Here is an 18,152-nt window from a genome sequence, read left to right on the forward strand (position 1 = left end):
TAAAGGCCGACGCCTGCGGAGCGGTTTAGCACAAACATTTTTTTGATTACCGATCGCGGACCGGCCCCGACCGGCCTGTTCACGCGTCAGTGGCCGCGATCGCCAACCAAAAAAATCTCTGCTCTATTGACTGCAGTCAATAGGCTCGAGAACACCGCGCTCTACGTCCAGGTGGCCACCGACCTGCTGCACGAGGTCACCAGTCCACTGGACCGTCTGCCCTCGGAGTAGGCCCGCGTTGTAGCGCCTCATGCTGGAGGTTGCGGACATCTTCCGCAGCCACGGGCCAGCGTGGCGGGCCACGGCACGCCTGAGCCCGGGGCAGCTGAAGGTCATGTCGGCCATCGAACGGTGCCGCACGGCGGCACTGGGCGGACATGTGCTGCGTTGTCCAGGTTGCGCAAGCTCAGAGGTGTCCTTCAACTCGTGCCGGGACCGGCATTGCCCGAAGTGCCAGGCCAGCGCCGCACATCGCTGGCTGGAGGCACGCCAGGCCGACCTGCTACCCGTCGAATACTTCCACGTCGTCTTCACACTGCCCGCCGCCATCAGTGCGATCGCCTGGTACAACAAGCGGATCATCTACGGCCTGCTGCTCGACATCGCCGCCGACACGCTGCGCACGATCGCCGCCGATCCCCGGCACCTCGGCGCCTGGATCGGCGCCACGCTCGTCCTGCACACCTGGGGCTCCGCACTCACGCATCATCCGCACGTGCACGGCATCGTCCCCGGCGGCGGACTCTCGCCCGATGGCGAGCGCTGGATCGCCTGCCGGCCCGGCTTCTTCCTGCCCGTGCGCGTGCTCTCACGCCTGTTCCGCCGGCGCTTCCTCGAAGCGCTCGAAGTGGCCCACCGGCATGGCCAGCTGCAGTTCTTCGGCGAGTACACCGGGCTCGCGGACCCCGCCACCTTTGCCCGGTGGCTTGCGCCGCTGCGTAGCTGCGAATGGGTGGTCTACGCCAAGCGCCCGTTCGCCGGACCGAAGGCGGTGCTCGAGTACCTGTCGCGCTACACGCACCGCGTGGCCATCTCCAACCAGCGCCTCATCGCATTCGATGAGCGCGGTGTGACGTTCCGCTGGAAGGACTACCGCGCGAAGGGACGCACCCGCTACAAGACCATGACGCTGGAGGCCGGCGAATTCATACGCCGCTTCCTGCTTCATGTGCTGCCCGCTGGTTTCCACCGGATCCGTCACTACGGGCTGCTCGCCAACCCGGTGCGCCGCGCCAGTCTCGCGAAGGTGCGCGATCTGCTGCACGTCGCACCCGGGATCAGCCCGTCACCGGACGAGGCCATCACCGCAACCCGGCCCGTCTTCATCTGCCGTCACTGCGGCGCACCGATGATCGTCATCGACATCCTCGCGCGCAGCGCGCCGATCCGCGCACCGCCGCGGTGCCGGGGTCAGACATGAGCACTACGGTTCCCCGGTATCTGAACCGACCGTCGGCTTCGCGGCAACGCGGCCCACGAGCGGACGTTTGCGCCTGGCACTCCGCGAAGCGCCTCCGACGTCCGCTTCACCACCGCGATCGCACGACAATATCACTTCGCTACCGCGTCAGCGCCCGCCCGGCATCCCGCCCGGCCACACCACATCCGACACTGCTGGGCATCCTGACCTATCAATCGCCATAGCGGCGAGTTCCGACCTCATCGGAGCACTCCGCGGTTTCCTCCATCGGGCTTATTCGACGCCTGCCGACACGCGCAGAGGCATTCACATTCCTGCGGCCGATGGCAGGCATCGAATAAACCTAAACGAACGAAGACTGCTACGGCCTGTCGGCTTCACGAGACTGGCCGGACAGCGGGACCGCGCGCCGACGGCTGGCGCTATCGGTTGCCCGCGGAAGCTCGGAAGGCTGGATCATCCAGATTGATTTTGTTCAGTTCGTCCCCTTGGGCGAGGCTGGACACTGGAATAGCCAGCCGGTCCTGCGCATTAAGACGCTTTCGCGCACGCAGGCGTGGGCGATCGCCGCCGTTGTCTCGCGGATGCTCGACCTCGACTGATTCAATTTTCTTCACTTTTTTTGCAATCCCGGACGGGGCCAATCTCCCTTGATGGGGTGTTGGCCCCGTTCCATTTTTGCGGAGCCAACATGTACCAACTCTCGATTCCCGGCCAGGTCTTCACGACCCCGACGCTCTCCGGGGTGTTCGCGCTGTTCGCCAACGAGGCGGTCCAGGCAACTGAGACCACTTTGATCAATCTGGAGGGCGGTGCGGCCGCAGTACGCGTGACGCGATACAACGGCACGCTCGGCATCCGTCGTGACGGCACGGTCGCAGAAATCCTCGCGGCACTATTCGACGAAGTCCGTTCGCTGTGGCTATCGACCTATGGCCTTGAGCCGAAGCCCTGGCAGATCCGCGCGTCGCACTGGGAACTGCTGTTCGTAATTTTCGAACTTGCGCGCACGCCAACCCGGCTCCTATCGACCGACCAGATCGATGCGCAAAAATCGGCCGCACGTGAAGCGCGCCAGTTCTTCAACCTGCTGTCGCTATTCAATGACGTGGCCATGGAACGCTTCGGCTTTGCCAGCGGCGGTCCTTGTGTGCCGGGAGGCAGGACGAACGGACGACATGAGGTGCACATCGCCTATGCGCTGCTGCGCAACGAGCAAATTCCCGAAGCGGTGCTCTCGGAATACCGGGCGATGGACAGGGCATTCCGTTACGACCTGGAATGGGCGTCGACGTTGCTGGAGCTTCCGACGCTACGCGGGCGGCTGCCGGCGGCGAAACTGCAGCAGCTGGTGTCCGTGATGCGTGCAGCGAAACAGCCGGTCACGACAGAAACGGTCGACGGTCTGGTGGACGCTGTCGCCGGCGTATCCAATGCGCCGGACTTCATCGAGGTCGATGATGCGCTGTTCGCGGCGGGGCTCCTGCAGGTTGACCCATTGCCGGAGATGTTCGACAAGCCGGTATCGGTCGGACAGCCGGTCAATGCGCTGGCGGCCCGGCGTCGTGAACTGATCGCCGACTGGCGCCGGGAGAAGAAGCTGGACCATGCGGATTTGCAGCGCACACAGGGGCGGCTCAGTGCGCGTCGGCACGCGCTGGAACGTTCGATGGCGTTGCTCGCACACGGGCGTGAGACGTTCGAGTGGCCGAACCGTGTCGCCGTTGCACTGGAGTCGCGCGATGTGGCAAGTCTGCTGAACATCCTCGACACGCCTGACGATCACAACCCTAGCAGCAAGCAGGTCGTGCTCGAGTTCCATGGCCTGAAGTTGCGAGGCCTGAACGGGAAGACCCGACGTCGTGCGATCTTCGAACTGTGCGGACTCGACGGGACTGCACAGGCCGCATGGGAAGCGAGCGAGCTTTCGCGCAAGCAGGCGGAGCGCAAGGAGCAGGATGCGCAGCGTGCGAAGGAAGCCGCGCAGAATGCCCGCTATAAGCGCGGCGACGGCGTCGTGATCGATGGCGCCCAGCATGTCGAGGACGCGATCGCATCGGGGTTTCGGGAGATTCGGGACTGGCGCAAGGGGGCGAGCACACAGTACGCGCTCGTCAACACGGAGCTTAACGAGGCGCGTCGTCTGCAGGTAAAGGATGGCACGCTGGATTACGCCCGCGCGATACTCGAACGGCGTGCAGCCTGAGGAGGGGACATGCGATTCGATCGTACTCCGAAGGCGGAAGGCCTTCGCTGGACTTCGCGGATGCAAGCCTTGCATCTGAGCCGTCAGGATCGGGCTCGCGAAAAGATCGACCGTGCTTACCCGCTCTTCAGCGATCAGCTCGAGGTGCCCCAGGCGCTTTCGGTTGAAGAAGAGCGGGAACGGCGCGAACGGCTGCTGTACCAGAGCGAGCAACGCATGCGCGATCTGTACGCCCAGCAATGGCGTCGCCTGCCTCGCGAGTACTTCGCATGCACAGCCGACGTGCGCGCGCGGATCATGGAGGTCTGGAAGGCGTGGCGCGGTCCGGCCAATCCTGTCTGTTTCGCCTACGTGATCGAGCAGCACAACGGCGTGGGCGAGGAGAAGTCCCGGCGGCACCGCGAGCGGGAAGCGGCGATGATCGCGAGAATCGATGCAGCACGGGCCGCGCAGACAGCGTTGCTCTGACTGCATTTTCCTGAACCACAGCCGGCGCATATGCGCCGGCTTTTTTTTCGTCCTGGCCTGACGCGAGAAGTCTAAGCGGGGTCAATCTGCTCATCATTCGGGCAAACCGTCGCGCAGCGGCCGCGCATACTGGGCTCTGTTACCCGCGTCCACGACGCATCGACCCGCCGGAGACTTACCGAAGCTCAACTGGCCGCTCTGGCTGGCGCGCAGGCGTAAGGCACAACCGTTTTTCGCGTCTCCAGGACGCATCGACGCGCCGCATCCGCGGCACATCCAGCTCGCCCCTCAGGGACCACGTCCCCCGGGGGCGTTGTTTCGTGGGGCTTTTCCTTTTCAGGTACCCCATGAAAGTCTCTGCCTCGCAACTTCGCGAACTGCTCATCACCTACATTCCGGCCCGTCTTCCGGTGCTTATCACTGGGGCTCCGGGCATTGGCAAGAGCGACATCGTCGCTCAGGCGGCTCAGGAAACCGGACATGACCTGCTCATCAGCCATCCCGTCGTTGAAGACCCGACGGACTCGAAGGGCCTGCCATTCCCTGACGGGAACGTCGCCCGCTTCCTGCCGTTCGGGGATCTCGAGCGCGCATTGAGAGCGACAACGCCGCTGCTCTGGTTCCTTGACGATCTGGGCCAGGCATCACCGGCAGTGCAGGCGGCAAAGATGCAACTGCTGCTGGCACGCCGCATCGGCGAGCACGCGCTGCCCGACTGCGTCACGTTCGTTGCGGCCACCAACCGGCGCAACGACAACGCGGGTGTCTCGGGCATTCTCGATCCCGTCATCTCGCGTTTTGCGACGGTGGCCGAGCTTGAGCCTTCGATCGCCGACTGGACGGACTGGGCGGCGCGCAGCGGTGTTCCTGCCGAACTGATCGCGTTTCTGCGATTCCGGCCGGATCTGCTGTCCGTGAAGAAGACCGCGCGCGATATCGAAAACGCACCGAGCCCCCGAACATGGGGATTCGTCGCGAAGACGATGCCGATCGTGCCGAAGTCGCTCGAGCTGGTCTCCTACGCGGGTTCGGTGGGCGAGGCTGCAGCGACCGAACTGATGAGCTTTCTTGCCATCTACCGCGAGCTGCCGTCGCCGGACGCCATCATCCTGTCGCCGGACACGGCGCCGATCCCTGAGACCCCGGCCGCGCTGTACGCGGTCAGTTCGGCGCTGGCAGCGCACTCGACCGAAGGAAACTTCGAGCGGGTGCTGACCTACAACCAGCGGCTGATCGACGTAGGCCACCGTGAATTCGGTGCGCTCCTCGCGCGTGACGCCGTGCGTCGCAAGCCCGAACTGGCGAGCACCCATGCGTTCATCCGCGCGCAGGGTGGCGAGATCGGAAAAATCATCCGCGGCGAGTAAGCCGCTGCCTGTTGCTTCATCCGTTGTTCGTTCTGCCACGGCCCGCCTCGCGCGCCGTGGCTTTTTTCTTTCTGCTCAATCCAATCCCTTTCTATTCTGGAGTTTTCCATGAACATCACTGAACTGAAATCCCGCGTCATGCTGTCGGCCGTCACGGTATCCGCCTGGCAGGCGCGCTGCTTCGACGTGAAAGCGACCGAAGAAGTCGAAAAAAACCACCAGGCCAAGGACATCGGGCGCTTCAACAAGCGCCTGCTGCCCGAGCATGCGCCGAGCTACAAGGAGGTGGTTTCGATCGGCAATCGCATTCGCCGCTATCACTACGACCACTCGCTGAAGTACGAACAGCTGGGCGTGCGTCTGCTGCCGACGGCGATCTACATGGGCTTCGCCGACCAGATGCGCAAGATGAAGGATGAGTTCGATCTCGCCGTTTCCGTCTTTCTGACCGACTACCTGAATCTGAAGGAACAGGCACGGGCGGAACTGAACGGGCTGTTCAACGAGTCGGACTATCCCACGTTTGCCCGCATGTCGGAGAAGTTCGGAGTCAAGCTCGCGGTGCTGCCGTTTCCTGACGCGAGCCAGTTTGGCGTCGATCTGCCGGCCGACGTGCTGACGGATCTTCGTTCGGAAATCGACCAGCACGTGCTTGCCTCGATCTCGACGGCGAACAACGATCTGGTCGGGCGTCTGTACGAGGCCGTCTCGAAGCTGGCCGACAAGCTGTACGGTGCCACCGATGTTCGCCTGGGCGTCACCAACCAGGTGCGCGAACTGTGCGAGCTGCTGCCGAAGCTGAACTTCACGAACGATCCGAAGCTCAGCCACATCCTCGAACAGGCGAAGACGCATCTCGCGGTTCACACGGGTGCGGATCTGAAGGAGTCGAGCGTGCTGCGTTCGCAGGTCGCGGCCAAGGCCTCGGAAATCGAGGGGCTGATGGCAGCGTTCATGGGTGGGGCACCGGAGCCGGTGGCGAATCAGCTTTCGACGTTCGCGCCGCTGGAGCAGGTTGTCCAGCCGGAGCCGACGCCGCTTCTGCGACTCGTCGCCTGAGGTGGCCATGGACCCGCGCATCTCGAAGCAACGCACGGCGCTGGTCCTCGACCAGCCGTTTTTCGGCGCACTCGCTTTGCGTCTGAAGGTGGTCGAAGAACCGTCGTGCAGGACGTTCTGGACCGACGGGGAATCGCTGGGCTACAACCCGGCGTACCTCGGCGGCCTTAACGATCTGGAGACACGCGGCGTCCTGGCGCATGAGGTTCTGCACGTGGCCAACGGCCACTGCTGGCGCCAGGGCGATCGCGATCCGAAACTCTGGAACGACGCGTGTGACTATGCGATCAATCCAATCGTGCTCGACGCAGGCATGCTGCTACCAAAGGGCGTGCTCGTCGATGCCCGCTTCAAGGGCAAGTCGGCCGAGGAGATTTACGGCATCCTCGCGCAGGAGAAGCGGCAGAAGGAAAAGCAGCAGGGCAACGGTAAGAAGGATGGTGGCAAACCGGATGCGCAGCCTGGCGAGCAGTCGACTCCACAGTCAGCTCAACAGCCAGGCAGCACACCCGGGGGCAACAGCCCGCCGCAATCCGCGGACGGCGCGACCACACCGTGCGCAACACCCGGGTCCGGCACTTCTCCCGAGGCTGCTCCCTCCTGTGGCGAGGTCCGTCAATACAGAGGGGACGACAAGGCGCAGAAGGAAGCTGACTGGAAGGTCGCCGTCCTGCAGGCCGCGAAAGCGGCGAAGATGCGGGGCGGGCTGGGCGGCTCTCTGGAGGGTATGGTCCAGGTGGCGGCGGAACCTGTGGTTGACTGGCGCGCGATCCTGCAACGCTTTGCGCAGGAATCGTCGCCGACTGACTACACTTTCGCGATGCCCAATCGCCGGTATCTGCACATGGGGCTATATCTGCCGTCGCTCAACGAACCGGCGGTTGGCGATGCGGTGTTCGTGCGCGATTCCAGCGGTTCGGTGTTTGACGAGACGCAGGCACAGTTCGACGCGGAAATCCTCGTTGTGAATGAGACTGTGCGGCCGCGGCGGCTGATCGTGCTGGATTGCGATACGCGTGTAAAGCAGGTGCAGATCTTCGAGCGCGGCGACGCGGTCGAACTGCTACCGGTGCGTGGCGGGGGAGGCACTTCGTTTGTCGATCCGTTCAAACGGCTGGCCGACGAAGGCATTCAACCCACGTTTCTGGTCTATCTCACCGACATGGATGGAGCGTTTCCGAGCGATGAGCCGTCCTATCCCGTCCTGTGGGCATCAACCGTGCCGCTCAGGCGCGCGAAGAAGGCCCCATTTGGCCAGATGATGGAAGTGATCTGCTGACGGGCGATGTCTGCCACGTGTTCTGAACCCAAGCCCGGCGATTTGCCGGGCTTTTTTTCGTCCGGGAAGGCCAAAGCCCGATTGCACGCGTTGCACACAACCGTTTAGGGCCCGCGGGATGGACTGGAGCCAAAATTATCCAATGATTTCAGTGTTCTGGGGCCATGCTGCCCGTCCGAAGGCTGGCGAAAACCGGTCGAAAGCCGTCTGAGCCGGCTCAGACACCTTTTTCTAAATAAGAAATAAACCACAGCCATTCGTGGACCGATTCGCCAGATTCTCTCAATAATCGAATTAATGCGCGAGGAAAATTCTTGATAATCAGGAACCGGACTGGATGCCAGAACTATGCATTGATCCGAGGATTTCTTTGCCTTTCGCATCAAAATGCTGGTGGCTGCGGCGAACAAGTACCGGCCACAACGTAGTCTCTGGAGCCCCCGCCTACGCGCGCTTGCGCGCCCTCTGATCGAATGCCTCACCGGCACGGAACCGCTCGAGTCGGTCACTTGCGTCAGCGACAGCCGAGAGCGGCGCGCGACGCAATTGTTTGTCGTAGGTCGAGACGATCGCCGCGAATTGCCGGAAGCCAGTCTCGTCCAGTGACCACACGCCAGATTCGCGACCGCGATCGAAGGCCGAAGAGATCACCTCCTCGGCGTGCTGCATCTGCTCGAAGGTCGCTTCGCCGTAACCTGCCTCTGCCAGGAATCCTGTGAGTATCATGGCCTGGCAAAGCGTCTGCGCCGCGCCTGCGTTGCCGCGTTCGCGCCGCATGACGTCGAGCGCGATGTGAACCTGCAGACAAAGACGGTCGACCTCGGCGCGGGGCATCGGCAAGAGGAGGGTCCTGTTTCGACGTGCACGTGCAGCTGCTGCGGTTCGTGCAAACGGGATCGTTCGGGCCATGGTCTTTTCAACGAGTGTCGAGGGGCGAATCGTACAACACACTTCGAAGCGCGGCTTACCCGAAAAGCTAGAGGTTTTACTGCGCCATTTCAGGTTAGGCGTCTGAGCCGGCTCAGTCTACGGATTGCGCGATCGTTGCGTCGCACTCCATATTCAATCTGTCCTGTGCCCGACATATCGGTAAAAGCTCATCGATTTGATCGTTCTTTCGCTCTGCTCCAGGTTGGCCAGCCCTGAAAAATAGCAGCATGTCCGAAGCTGCCGAAAATCCCCTGCTCAAGGTGCGCCCGCTCGAAGAGAGTGCGGTGCAGATGTTCTTTGCATCCGTCGAACCGCTGCGGGAATACTTCGAAGCACGCGACGTCGCCGAAATCATGGTGAATAACTTCGACAATGTGTGGATCGAGCGACGCGGGGAAATGCATCGCCTTGAGCTCACGCTGAATCAGGCGACTTTAAACGGTGCGATCCTTTCGCTCGCCGCATCCGTCGAAAAGTCCGCGAAGGCCGGCACTGCACAGGGCATCATTAACGCTGGCCACAAAGGTCTGCGTATCGCGGCAGTCATGCGGCCCACGGCGATCGACGGACATGCGATGTCGATCCGAAAGCACAGCGACAGGCATCTCAGTCTCACCGACTACGTCGCAATGGGTGCGTTTTCGCGCGTGAATGCGCGGCATGAGCACAACGACGATGAGCTCTTTTATCCCGGTATCGAGAATGAAGGCCTGATGGCAGCCGTGCGCGAACTGATCATTCGCCGCAAGAACGTGCTTGTGGCGGGCGGAACGTCCACCGGGAAAACCACATTCGTCAACGCACTGGCTGCACAGGTGCCGCAAGACCAGCGGGTCATCACCATCGAGGACACGATGGAGCTGAAGCTGCGCGTGCCAAATCTCGTGCGGTTCCTGTCGAACCCGGACAAGGGCGTCACCACACAGTCGCTCGTCGCGCTGTGTCTGCGCTTTCGTCCCGACCGGATCATCGTTGGCGAAGTACGCGGCGGTGAAGCATTTGACTTCATCCAGGCACTGAGCACCGGCCACGATGGCGGCTTGGGTTCAATTCACTCCAATGATGCACGGGGCGGTTTGAGCCGTCTGGAAAGCCTCGCGATGTTGGGCATTCCTCCTGGCAGTCGTTGGGACCTTGTCGACATGCGCAAGGCCATTGCCGATTGCTTTCATTTCGTCATCCATCTGCGCCGCACCGGCGAGTTGCGCCACGTTTCCGAGATCGTCGAGATCAAGGGGTTCAAGGACGGGGACTATGTCCTCAACCGCGTCTTCTAACAATAAGGAGTATGTTCAATATGAAGTCCCTCAATTCCGTGTCATCGCGCCTGCGAACACTATCGATCACCGCATACCAACGCTTTCTGAGCCGACGAGAGATCCGCTCGACCATCGTCGCGGCGAGCCTCGCTTTCTTCGCGCCATTCGCTTCGGCCGTGAGCCTGAGCGATCTGGGCGCGGCAACCGATCTGATCTGTCTGATCCAGGCATATATCAGCGGCCCGTGGCTGTATGGGATCGGCATCGTCCTGATCATCGTCGGCGCCGTCGCGATCGCGAACTCGGAAAGCACCATCGGCAAGATCATCTCTTCGGTGTTCGTCGGGCTAGGTCTCGCCGCCTGCGCGGTGAACATCGTCAAGAACCACATGGGCGTTAGCTATACCTGTGCGTGAGCCAACGAAAGTCAGTCGCGGCCTGTCGCTTCCCCGGCAGATGGGCGGTGCCGACCGTGGCCTCGCGATCGCGAACGGCACACTAACGCTGCTGCTTTGCTATACGAGCATGACCTTCGCGTTCCTGCCGGTGGGATTCATCATCCATTGGGTGCTGCGCTGGAAGAGCAGCCGCGACCCGTGGTGGCGCGACGTCATGCTCGTCTACAACCACTATCCCGACATCCACGAGCCGCTTCCGTCCGCGAAATTCTCGGCCCGGTTCAAGCGGCCGTATGGTTTTGACCAGGACCTGCCATGCTGAAACGAATTGTGCGCCGGCCGGTGCAGGAGATCGCGCCATGGGCGACGATGGTCACGCCGGAACTAGTCCTCGACAAGGACGGGTCGCTGCTGACCTGTTACACGTTTGAAGGGGTTGATGCCGATTCACCTAACGCCGACGACATATCGTCGGTGCGCAACAACCTCGACAATGCGTGCAAGAATTTCGATCACCGCATTACTGCATGGTGGCGGCTCTCCCACCGTCGCGTGCAAGGGACTATCGACGGAGATTTCGCAGCGGACATCGACGCATACGTCGACCGGATCAACCGTAGCCATGTGAGCAGCGGGAAGTACTTCCGCAACACCCACTCACTCTCGCTCGCCTACACCCCGGAAACAGGCATCAACAAGGTATTCGAGAAGGTCGCCTATCACATGACGGTCGGCGGGAAGTCGATGCTGTCCGCTCTGATCGAGACCGCGAAGGACACGTTCCTCGCTCGTAGCGCCTTCGTTTTCGACCTTGAGCGCATGACATCGGACATCAAGCGCTTCGAATCGATTCTCGACGCGTTCAAGGGGGGTGTGACGCGTCTGAAGGCAAAGCGTCTCGAACTGCAGCACTCGTTGGCCTATCTGCATCAGACAGCCAATCCGTCCGTGCCGCCGCGACGTGTGCGCTACCCCGTCACGATGCTCGATACCCACCTCACGGAAAGCACGGTTACCTATGGCGCCGAGCACCTGATGTTCGAGTCGGCGCACGGCGTGCGGTTCGCCAAGATAGTCGCTGTCAAGGAATGGATGGGCTTTCAGGAGGCCGCACTCGATGTGCTTTCGGAAGTCGACGCGGAACTCGACATCTGCGTGATGTTCCGCTTTCTCGATGCCACCAAGGCGAAGCAATGGATTGACAAGATCCGCAGCTTCTACAAGATCGCGGTGTTCAATCCTATGGCGATCATCAAGGCCTATTTCTCCAAGGAAGAGCAGAAGAACGACAAAGGTCGGATGATGCTCGCGGAGGAGGCCGAGGACGCGCTAGCGAAGATTACAGCAAAGGGGCAGCAGTACGGCTTCGCCAACATTTCTGTAATCGTGTACGGCGACACCGTCGAAGAGTGTGACGACGCCACGCGCGAAGTGGTCGGCCGCATCGGCAACGCCGGATTCGGTGTCGTGCTGGAAAAAGATAACCTGGCGGCCGCGTGGAACACGACGCTGCCGGGCCGGTGGGACAAGCAGAAGCGCCTGCAATTCGTCGAGACACCGGCCGTCTCCGACATTGCCCCTGTGCGCAGCGTGGCCGAAGGCAGCACTGTCAATGCGTGGCTGACGCAGCAGTCGGGCCAGAAGACCGGTCCGCTGACCATGCTTCCCACGCGGCATAAGACGCTGCAGCGTGTGAACCTGCACCGTCCGGGGGGTGCCTCGCACCTCCTTGTGCTGGGCCCGATCGGCATGGGCAAGTCGATCATGCTCAACTTCCTCATGTCGCAGACGGGGCGTCACGGCGCCCGACGCGTGCGCTTCGACAAGGACAGATCAACGCGCATCCCGACGGTACTCGCAGGCGGGCGCTTTATCGACGCAACAGGCCGCTTCGAAGCGGCGACCTCCGTCAATCCGCTGTCCCTTCTGTGCGACAAACAGCATTACCCCTACGTCGCCGAATGGGTGCAGATGGCCATCGAGGACGACACCTTCCGCTGCAACAAGAACCAGGAGCGGGAGATTTTCGAAGCGGTCAGCACGCTGGGCGACGGTTACGGTCCTGAGCGATGGACCTTGTCCTATCTGAACACGATGTTATCGATCGAGTTGCGCGAGCGGCTGGCCGTGTGGACGAAAGGCGAAAAGAACGGCCGGTTTTTCGATCACGTCGAGGACGCATTCACGCTGTCCGATGACCTCTCCATCGAGATGGGCGATCTGTTCAACAACTTTCCGGTCGCTGCGGCGCTCTTCATGGACTACGCCTTCTACCGCATCGCACAGTGGCTGGACGGCAAGCGCTACACCGTGATCGAGGTCGAGGAAGTGGGGTTCTTTTTCCAGAACGAACGCTTCTATAAGCGGCTGGAAATCTGGGCCGTGACCATCCGGAAGCTAAACGCCACGCTGATGATGGCGACGCAATCCCTTGCCCAGGTCGCCCGTATTGCGGACTTCGAGGTGCTCAAGGAAAACATCCCGAACATCATCTACCTGCCTAACCCAGACGCGAAAAACAACCTGCACCTGTATCGCGACAAGTTCGGCCTCACGCTGGACCAGATCCAGATGATCGTGGATGCCGCGCCCAATCGCGACTACCTGTGGGTGACACCAGATCAGACCCGCATGCTACAGGCGAGCTTCCCGAAAGAAACGCTCGCGGTATTGCGCTCGGACGGCCGCGCTCAGGCTGTGCTGGACAGACATTTCAGGTCCGGCGATCTGAATTGGCGAGATGGGTATCTAGCCGAAATGATGACACTCGATTGAGGAAAACCAGCATGAAGAAGATTCTCGCGAGCCTGGCGCTGACAACGGGCATCACACTTTGCCTCTCCCAACCAGCATACGCAATGATGACGGTGATCGACCCGTCGAACCTCATCCAGAACACGACCACCGCACTTAAAGCCGTGAAGACAGAGGTCTATGAGGACACAAACATCGTCTACCAGTATCAGATGATGGCCAATCAGCTTCTCCAGGCAACCAATCTGGACCCGACAGCGATGAAGGCCCAATACGATCAAATCACCGGCGACATTTCGAAGTACAAGCAACTAGCCGAGAACGCGACCAGTCTTTACGGTGACCTGCAGAATGGCAACCAGTGGCTATCGCACGTCCAGACCATGATCTCCCGATCGGGCAAGTCGAATGAGCAATGGTTTGCCGACATGGGCACGCTCTACTCCCAGCGAGACAGCCAGGCGACGCAACTGATGCAAACCGGAAACAACGTGCTTAGCCACATCCAGGCGCTCGCGCAACGGCGTCAGGATTTGCAGTCGCAGATGTCGCTCACGCCGACGGCGCAGGCAACGGCGGAGTTGACGACTCATTATCTCGACATCGTCTCGAGCCAGTTGAGCGACATGCTGCAAATGACGGCGAACAAGACGCAGAAAGACGCGCAGCAGCAATCGGCGGACAACGCAGAAGCAAAAGCCCGATCGGATAACGCCAAGGCTTTTCTTGACCAGCAGGCGGCTGAGCGCGCGGCGTACGGCAACTAGGGGAGTGCGGGATCAAGATGACGCTGCGCAATCTCAAACACATGGCCATTGCCTGGCTGCTCGCTTTGCTGACACTCAACACGTCGCCGGCATTAGCGGATGCGTCGGCGTCGGCGCCGGTGTCAGCCAGTGGGACGGCCGCGAACCCCTATGTGAGTCAGGGAGAGACGGCGGCCGGAAATGCGCGTGCGATCGACAAGATCACCGCGATGTTTTCCTCGATCATGGACACCGCGGTTAGCGCCTCCCAGAGTATCCAGCAAGAATCCGACAAGTTCGCCAGCGGGCTCGCGGTGATCACAATCGTTCTCGCGGCAGTGCGCTTCGGTGCGACGAAAGACCCTGTAATGGCGTGGGTCGCGCTTTTCGAAGAACTCGGCATCCTTGGCATCTTCGCGTCCATTTATGTGGGTTTCGCAAGCTGGGCACCGAACTTCTACAAGTGGTTCGTCTCCATGGCGAATGACATCGGCGGCGCAAACATGACGAGCGCACTCAGCATTATGGGCAGTGCGGCCGGACAGGTCTTCGATTCGGCCGTTCAGGCATGGTCGGGGATCGGCTTCAAACTAACGATGATCCCCGATGTCGTTATCGCAACGATTCCGCTGTTCTTCGCATGGGCACTCCTGTCTGTCACGTCCATAATCTTTGTGTTCTTTATCAACATCGGGCAACTACAGTTCGCCGCGGGCGTTGTGATGGGCCAGATCGCGTTCGCGCTTGGCTTTTCCTCATTCACTCGCGGCTATTTCAAAAGCTGGCTCGATTACATGGTCAGCGCGGGCATGTATATCGTCGTGGCGGCGATCCTGATGCGGCTCGTGACACACAATATGGTCAACGCTGTGCAGGACGCTGCTCAGCTAGGCCTCACGACAGCCGGCGCCGCCGCGCAGGTGTTCGATCTCGCCTTTTTCGTATTCCTCGTTTCATTCGAGATCCCGAAAATTGCCGGCATGTTTGGTGGGGGCGCGAACGCCAGCGGCGCAATCATCGGAAAGATTGCGAAAACGGCGACTGGGGGTCTTGTATGACGCTGCACGCATCCATGGAGAGCGAAGCGCTACTCACCCAGCACCAACGACGTGTCGACCTGATCGCGCAATGCGCCAACGAAGTCAGCAAGGCCGATTTCGAGCGCAGATGGATGAGCGTCCTTCGGTCGTGCGCCGCGTGGTTTGCTTCGCTGCCGCTTAGTCCCGAGCTCTACAGGGAGCCAGGCGGGGCTTTCCGTTGCACCGTTGAGACTGCTTTCTATGCGATGCGGCTGGCTGGCGGACAGAAATTCGGCACCAGCCTGCCCTCGGAGAGGCGCCGCCGCATCGAGCCGCAATACAATTACGCGGTGTTTCTCGCCGCAGTGTGTTCCCGGCTGGACGAGCCCTACCGGCATTTCATCATCGAGCGCGACAGGGATCGGCAGGCGTGGAATCCGTCGGTGAACGGTGCGGCGAGCCCATGGCTCGCCGGTTCCGACTATCGCATCTGCCGTCGGGAACAGCCGTTGCCCGTTGAGCGTATGCGCACAGGGATGCTGGCACAGGTTCTCGTGGGTTCCGAGCTACTGGCCGGGCTCGATGGCGAGGTGCTTTCCGATCTGTTCGGCGCAATCAATCCGAGCATGCAACCCCTCGGGGCCGAGTCGCTGCTGCATAAGGTGGTTCGTCAGGGGGTCGCCACTTCTGACGAATTCGATCGCAAGGCGCAACGCGCGGTATTCGCGCCCGTCCAATTCGACGTACCGTCTGCCGTGCATGTAGCGGCCGAGCTGGAGCCCGTGGTCGTTCCCGCGCCCGCTCCGGTGCAATCCGTGTCACCTGCCGGGCCGTCGGCGGGAGCGTCGTCGCCGCAACCCGTGGTCGCTCCTATTGATGCTCCGGTGCCGCCGGCGAGAGCGCCGCAGGCGCATCCGCAATCGCCGACCGTTCCTGCCGACAGCGTCGGCCCGTCGTCGCAAACGTCGCATGAGGTGTTGAGCTGCGCGAGCCCGATCGAAGCCTCCGGCGTCGCGCCACCGTCTGCCGCAATCGATCCGTCAACAATGAAGGCCGCGGCCCAGCCAGCCCCGGTACGTCGCGAATCGGAGCCGCCCGCGGCGTTCGAGGAAGTGCTCAAGGGCGTACCGAATCTCGTGCGCGAACTGTTTCAGGCGCTGCGCGAGGACGTTGCCACAGGAATTGCGTCCGTCCAGTGGAACGACAAGGGACTGGTGCTCCAGAAGCGTCTAGTCGGGGGTTATGGCGTAAGCAGCAGCACGCTCGTTGAACATATGCGCAAGCGCGGCCTGATGGTTGCCGATGAAGCCAGCCAGATCACTCTCACCCCGCGCGCGGGCCAACTCATTCTCGATCCACCCGCATGATCACTCCTTTTATCAATCATTTCAGGCCGATCTATGAGTTGCGTGCAGCCGCTTTCTGGCTCGCGGCGATTGTCCTACTGCCTCTATCGGGCATGCCCCACTCGTGGGTATTTGGCCTTGTTGCACTCGCTTTCCTTGCCGTGCGCTCATTCCAGATCTGGCGCGCATTGAAGTTCCGGATGGCCATTTCAACGAAGTGGCTCACGACCCTTCCGATCCCCAGGCTGTTGCAGATCCAGCAGCGCATGAAAGAGGAGGCGAACTCGATGTACCTGGGCATCGGGTTCGAATGGACGCAGAAGCATTGCCAGATTGCACACGACATCCTGCGCATGCCGACGACTGACATTCCGGGGTTGCCGAAATGGTTGAACAGGACGAAGACCGGGCGAAAGATTGAGGAGGCGATTGAAAGCATCTTTGCACCAAAGGACAGTGTTCGCGACCGGATGCCTCAGGGTGCATCGTGGATCCACGGGCTTGAGCCAAAGAAGGCTCTCGTCCCTTTCCACTACAAGTCGATGGGTGGCCACACCGCCGTCGGCGGCACGACCGGCTCGGGTAAGACGCGTACCTATGAGGTGATCTCGACGCAGGTCATCCATCTGGGCGACGTGCTCATTAACGTGGACCCGAAAAACGATAAGGACTGGAAGCTGCGCGCCGAACGCGAAGCGGCCAGGACCGGCCGGAAATTTCTCTACTTCAATCAGGCCAAGCCGTCAGAGTCCGTGCGTCTGGAGCCGCTAGATAGTTGGTCGCAGCCGTCCGAAATTCCCAGCCGCATTGCGCAGTTAATGGAAGAGGGGCCATTCCGTGACTTTGCGTACCTGTTCATCAGCCGGTCGGTCAATGGGGAGCTTTACATCGGGGACAAGCCCAATCTGCGCTCGATCCTGAAGTATGCACAGTCTGGCATTGCGACGCTTCTGGAAAAGGCGCTGCGCCGGTTCTTCGCGGAAAACAGGCTGACAGACTGGGAGCAGCAGGTCGCGACAGAAACGACGCGCCAGGGCCAGCGCAACAACGCGGCGACGCTGGTCGACGGAATGATCGCGTTGTACAACGCGAGGTTCGCATCGCAGGAGCGTGGTCATGAAGCGATCGACGGGCTAATTGCCACACACACGCACGATCGCGAGCACTACATGCGCATCATCGCATCGGCCCTTCCATTGCTGCAGATGCTCGCAACCGGTGAGACGGGTCTCATGCTCGCGCCGAAGGTCGACGATTTTGACGACGAGCGAGAGGTCTGGACCATTGAGAAGGTAATCCGCCAGAAGGCGATACTGCATATCGGCCTCGATTCCCTGTCAAACAGCATTGTCGCAAAAGCGATCGCGTCGATGTTGCTGGCTGACGTTTCAGCTGTCTGCGGCTCGATCTACAACTTCTACGAGACGCCGCCAGACGTGGTACTGATCATCGACGAGGTGGCCGAGGCGATCAACGAACAGGTCATTCAGATCCTCAACAAGGGACGAGGCGCCGGTTTCAAGGCGTTTGTCGCATTCCAGACGCGCGCAGACCTCGAGGCCAAACTTGGAAACGCCGCGAAAATGCTGCAGGTTTTGGGCAACCTGAACAACCAGATAATCCTTAGATTGGAGGATACAGATACAGCACAGTGGTTCTCGGATAAGGTCGGAGAGACTGCGATCCGCAATATCACGATCACTGGCAGTACGAGTACAGGAACCGAGGCGCATATCGGCGAATTTACCGGTGGCGTTTCACGTTCTCTTCAACTGGAGAAAGCGCCGCTGATCCCAATCCGCCTGATTCACAGTCTGCCCAACCTGCAATATTTCATGCGCATCTCGGGCGCCGCCGTGTATCAGGGCCGTATTCCAATCCTTCAAGGCTGAAAACCTACG

The 18,152-nt window shown here is 61.0% G+C and carries 15 protein-coding genes; 14 read left to right on the forward strand and 1 reads right to left on the reverse strand.

Annotated elements, in window-relative coordinates:
• Positions 1-250: 250 nt before the first annotated feature.
• From AB3X96_RS38830 to AB3X96_RS38855, 6 genes are all read left to right on the forward strand, one after another.
• Positions 251-1,420: an IS91 family transposase gene (locus tag AB3X96_RS38830; protein ID WP_368593925.1), complete on the forward strand. Its 1,170-nt coding sequence runs from the start codon at positions 251-253 to the stop codon at positions 1,418-1,420.
• A 556-nt stretch (positions 1,421-1,976) separates the two neighbouring features.
• Complete coding sequence (locus tag AB3X96_RS38835) at positions 1,977-3,626, forward strand: hypothetical protein (RefSeq protein WP_368593926.1); 1,650 nt, start codon at positions 1,977-1,979, stop codon at positions 3,624-3,626.
• Between the two features lie 9 nt (positions 3,627-3,635).
• Entirely contained in the window at positions 3,636-4,094 is a 459-nt protein-coding gene (locus AB3X96_RS38840) for a hypothetical protein (RefSeq protein ID WP_368593927.1), read from the forward strand.
• A 347-nt stretch (positions 4,095-4,441) separates the two neighbouring features.
• Positions 4,442-5,461, forward strand: a complete 1,020-nt coding sequence (locus AB3X96_RS38845) for an ATP-binding protein (RefSeq protein WP_368593928.1) — start codon at positions 4,442-4,444, stop codon at positions 5,459-5,461.
• Between the two features lie 108 nt (positions 5,462-5,569).
• Positions 5,570-6,520, forward strand: coding sequence for a hypothetical protein (locus tag AB3X96_RS38850; protein WP_368593929.1), 951 nt, complete (start codon positions 5,570-5,572; stop codon positions 6,518-6,520).
• Between the two features lie 7 nt (positions 6,521-6,527).
• A complete protein-coding gene (locus AB3X96_RS38855) occupies positions 6,528-7,799 on the forward strand; it encodes a VWA-like domain-containing protein (protein ID WP_368593930.1) in 1,272 nt (423 codons plus the stop codon).
• 444 nt (positions 7,800-8,243) lie between these two features.
• On the opposite strand, the gene AB3X96_RS38860 is transcribed toward AB3X96_RS38855, so the two are convergent.
• Positions 8,244-8,708 (reverse strand): hypothetical protein, encoded by a 465-nt coding sequence (locus tag AB3X96_RS38860; protein ID WP_152854571.1) that lies wholly within the window; start codon positions 8,706-8,708, stop codon positions 8,244-8,246.
• Positions 8,709-8,956: 248 nt separating this feature from the next.
• Here AB3X96_RS38860 and AB3X96_RS38865 point away from each other — a divergent pair, with 248 nt between their 5' ends.
• Genes AB3X96_RS38865 through traD form a run of 8 tightly spaced genes read left to right on the forward strand, consistent with a single transcriptional unit; the run spans position 8,957 to position 18,143 of the window.
• Positions 8,957-10,006: a CpaF family protein gene (locus AB3X96_RS38865; protein ID WP_368593931.1), complete on the forward strand. Its 1,050-nt coding sequence runs from the start codon at positions 8,957-8,959 to the stop codon at positions 10,004-10,006.
• 20 nt (positions 10,007-10,026) lie between these two features.
• Positions 10,027-10,404 carry a TrbC/VirB2 family protein gene (locus tag AB3X96_RS38870; protein ID WP_368593932.1) on the forward strand — a complete coding sequence of 126 codons (378 nt, stop codon included), beginning with the start codon at positions 10,027-10,029 and terminating at the stop codon, positions 10,402-10,404.
• On the forward strand, positions 10,397-10,708 hold the full coding sequence (locus AB3X96_RS38875; RefSeq protein WP_368593933.1) for a VirB3 family type IV secretion system protein: 312 nt from the start codon (positions 10,397-10,399) through the stop codon (positions 10,706-10,708). The genes AB3X96_RS38870 and AB3X96_RS38875 overlap by 8 nt, the downstream gene beginning before the upstream one ends.
• The gene (locus tag AB3X96_RS38880; RefSeq protein WP_368593934.1) at positions 10,702-13,161 is read left to right on the forward strand and encodes a VirB4 family type IV secretion system protein; all 2,460 of its coding nucleotides are present in this window, start codon (positions 10,702-10,704) and stop codon (positions 13,159-13,161) included. Before AB3X96_RS38875 ends, AB3X96_RS38880 begins: the two co-directional genes overlap by 7 nt.
• 11 nt (positions 13,162-13,172) lie before the next feature.
• The gene (locus AB3X96_RS38885; protein WP_152854566.1) at positions 13,173-13,907 is read left to right on the forward strand and encodes a type VI secretion protein; all 735 of its coding nucleotides are present in this window, start codon (positions 13,173-13,175) and stop codon (positions 13,905-13,907) included.
• Positions 13,908-13,924: 17 nt separating this feature from the next.
• On the forward strand, positions 13,925-14,944 hold the full coding sequence (locus AB3X96_RS38890; RefSeq protein ID WP_152854565.1) for a type IV secretion system protein: 1,020 nt from the start codon (positions 13,925-13,927) through the stop codon (positions 14,942-14,944).
• Positions 14,941-16,272, forward strand: coding sequence for a TraI domain-containing protein (locus AB3X96_RS38895; RefSeq protein ID WP_368593935.1), 1,332 nt, complete (start codon positions 14,941-14,943; stop codon positions 16,270-16,272). Before AB3X96_RS38890 ends, AB3X96_RS38895 begins: the two co-directional genes overlap by 4 nt.
• Positions 16,272-18,143 (forward strand): conjugative transfer system coupling protein TraD, encoded by a 1,872-nt coding sequence (gene traD, locus AB3X96_RS38900; protein ID WP_368593955.1) that lies wholly within the window; start codon positions 16,272-16,274, stop codon positions 18,141-18,143. Before AB3X96_RS38895 ends, traD begins: the two co-directional genes overlap by 1 nt.
• Positions 18,144-18,152: the final 9 nt, after the last annotated feature.

This window comes from Paraburkholderia sp. BR13439 (assembly GCF_040948805.1).
Lineage (GTDB): Bacteria > Pseudomonadota > Gammaproteobacteria > Burkholderiales > Burkholderiaceae > Paraburkholderia > Paraburkholderia youngii.

What these genes read in the sequence shown, in the direction of transcription:
- AB3X96_RS38830 (WP_368593925.1), top strand. Translation starts at nt 251, where the DNA reads ATGCTGGAGGTTGCGGACATCTTCCGCAGCCACGGGCCAGCGTGGCGG.
- AB3X96_RS38840 (WP_368593927.1), top strand. Translation starts at nt 3,636, where the DNA reads ATGCGATTCGATCGTACTCCGAAGGCGGAAGGCCTTCGCTGGACTTCG.
- AB3X96_RS38845 (WP_368593928.1), top strand. Translation starts at nt 4,442, where the DNA reads ATGAAAGTCTCTGCCTCGCAACTTCGCGAACTGCTCATCACCTACATT.
- AB3X96_RS38850 (WP_368593929.1), top strand. Translation starts at nt 5,570, where the DNA reads ATGAACATCACTGAACTGAAATCCCGCGTCATGCTGTCGGCCGTCACG.
- AB3X96_RS38855 (WP_368593930.1), top strand. Translation starts at nt 6,528, where the DNA reads ATGGACCCGCGCATCTCGAAGCAACGCACGGCGCTGGTCCTCGACCAG.
- AB3X96_RS38860 (WP_152854571.1), bottom strand. Translation starts at nt 8,708, where the DNA reads ATGGCCCGAACGATCCCGTTTGCACGAACCGCAGCAGCTGCACGTGCA.
- AB3X96_RS38865 (WP_368593931.1), top strand. Translation starts at nt 8,957, where the DNA reads ATGTCCGAAGCTGCCGAAAATCCCCTGCTCAAGGTGCGCCCGCTCGAA.
- AB3X96_RS38870 (WP_368593932.1), top strand. Translation starts at nt 10,027, where the DNA reads ATGAAGTCCCTCAATTCCGTGTCATCGCGCCTGCGAACACTATCGATC.
- AB3X96_RS38880 (WP_368593934.1), top strand. Translation starts at nt 10,702, where the DNA reads ATGCTGAAACGAATTGTGCGCCGGCCGGTGCAGGAGATCGCGCCATGG.
- AB3X96_RS38885 (WP_152854566.1), top strand. Translation starts at nt 13,173, where the DNA reads ATGAAGAAGATTCTCGCGAGCCTGGCGCTGACAACGGGCATCACACTT.
- AB3X96_RS38890 (WP_152854565.1), top strand. Translation starts at nt 13,925, where the DNA reads ATGACGCTGCGCAATCTCAAACACATGGCCATTGCCTGGCTGCTCGCT.
- AB3X96_RS38895 (WP_368593935.1), top strand. Translation starts at nt 14,941, where the DNA reads ATGACGCTGCACGCATCCATGGAGAGCGAAGCGCTACTCACCCAGCAC.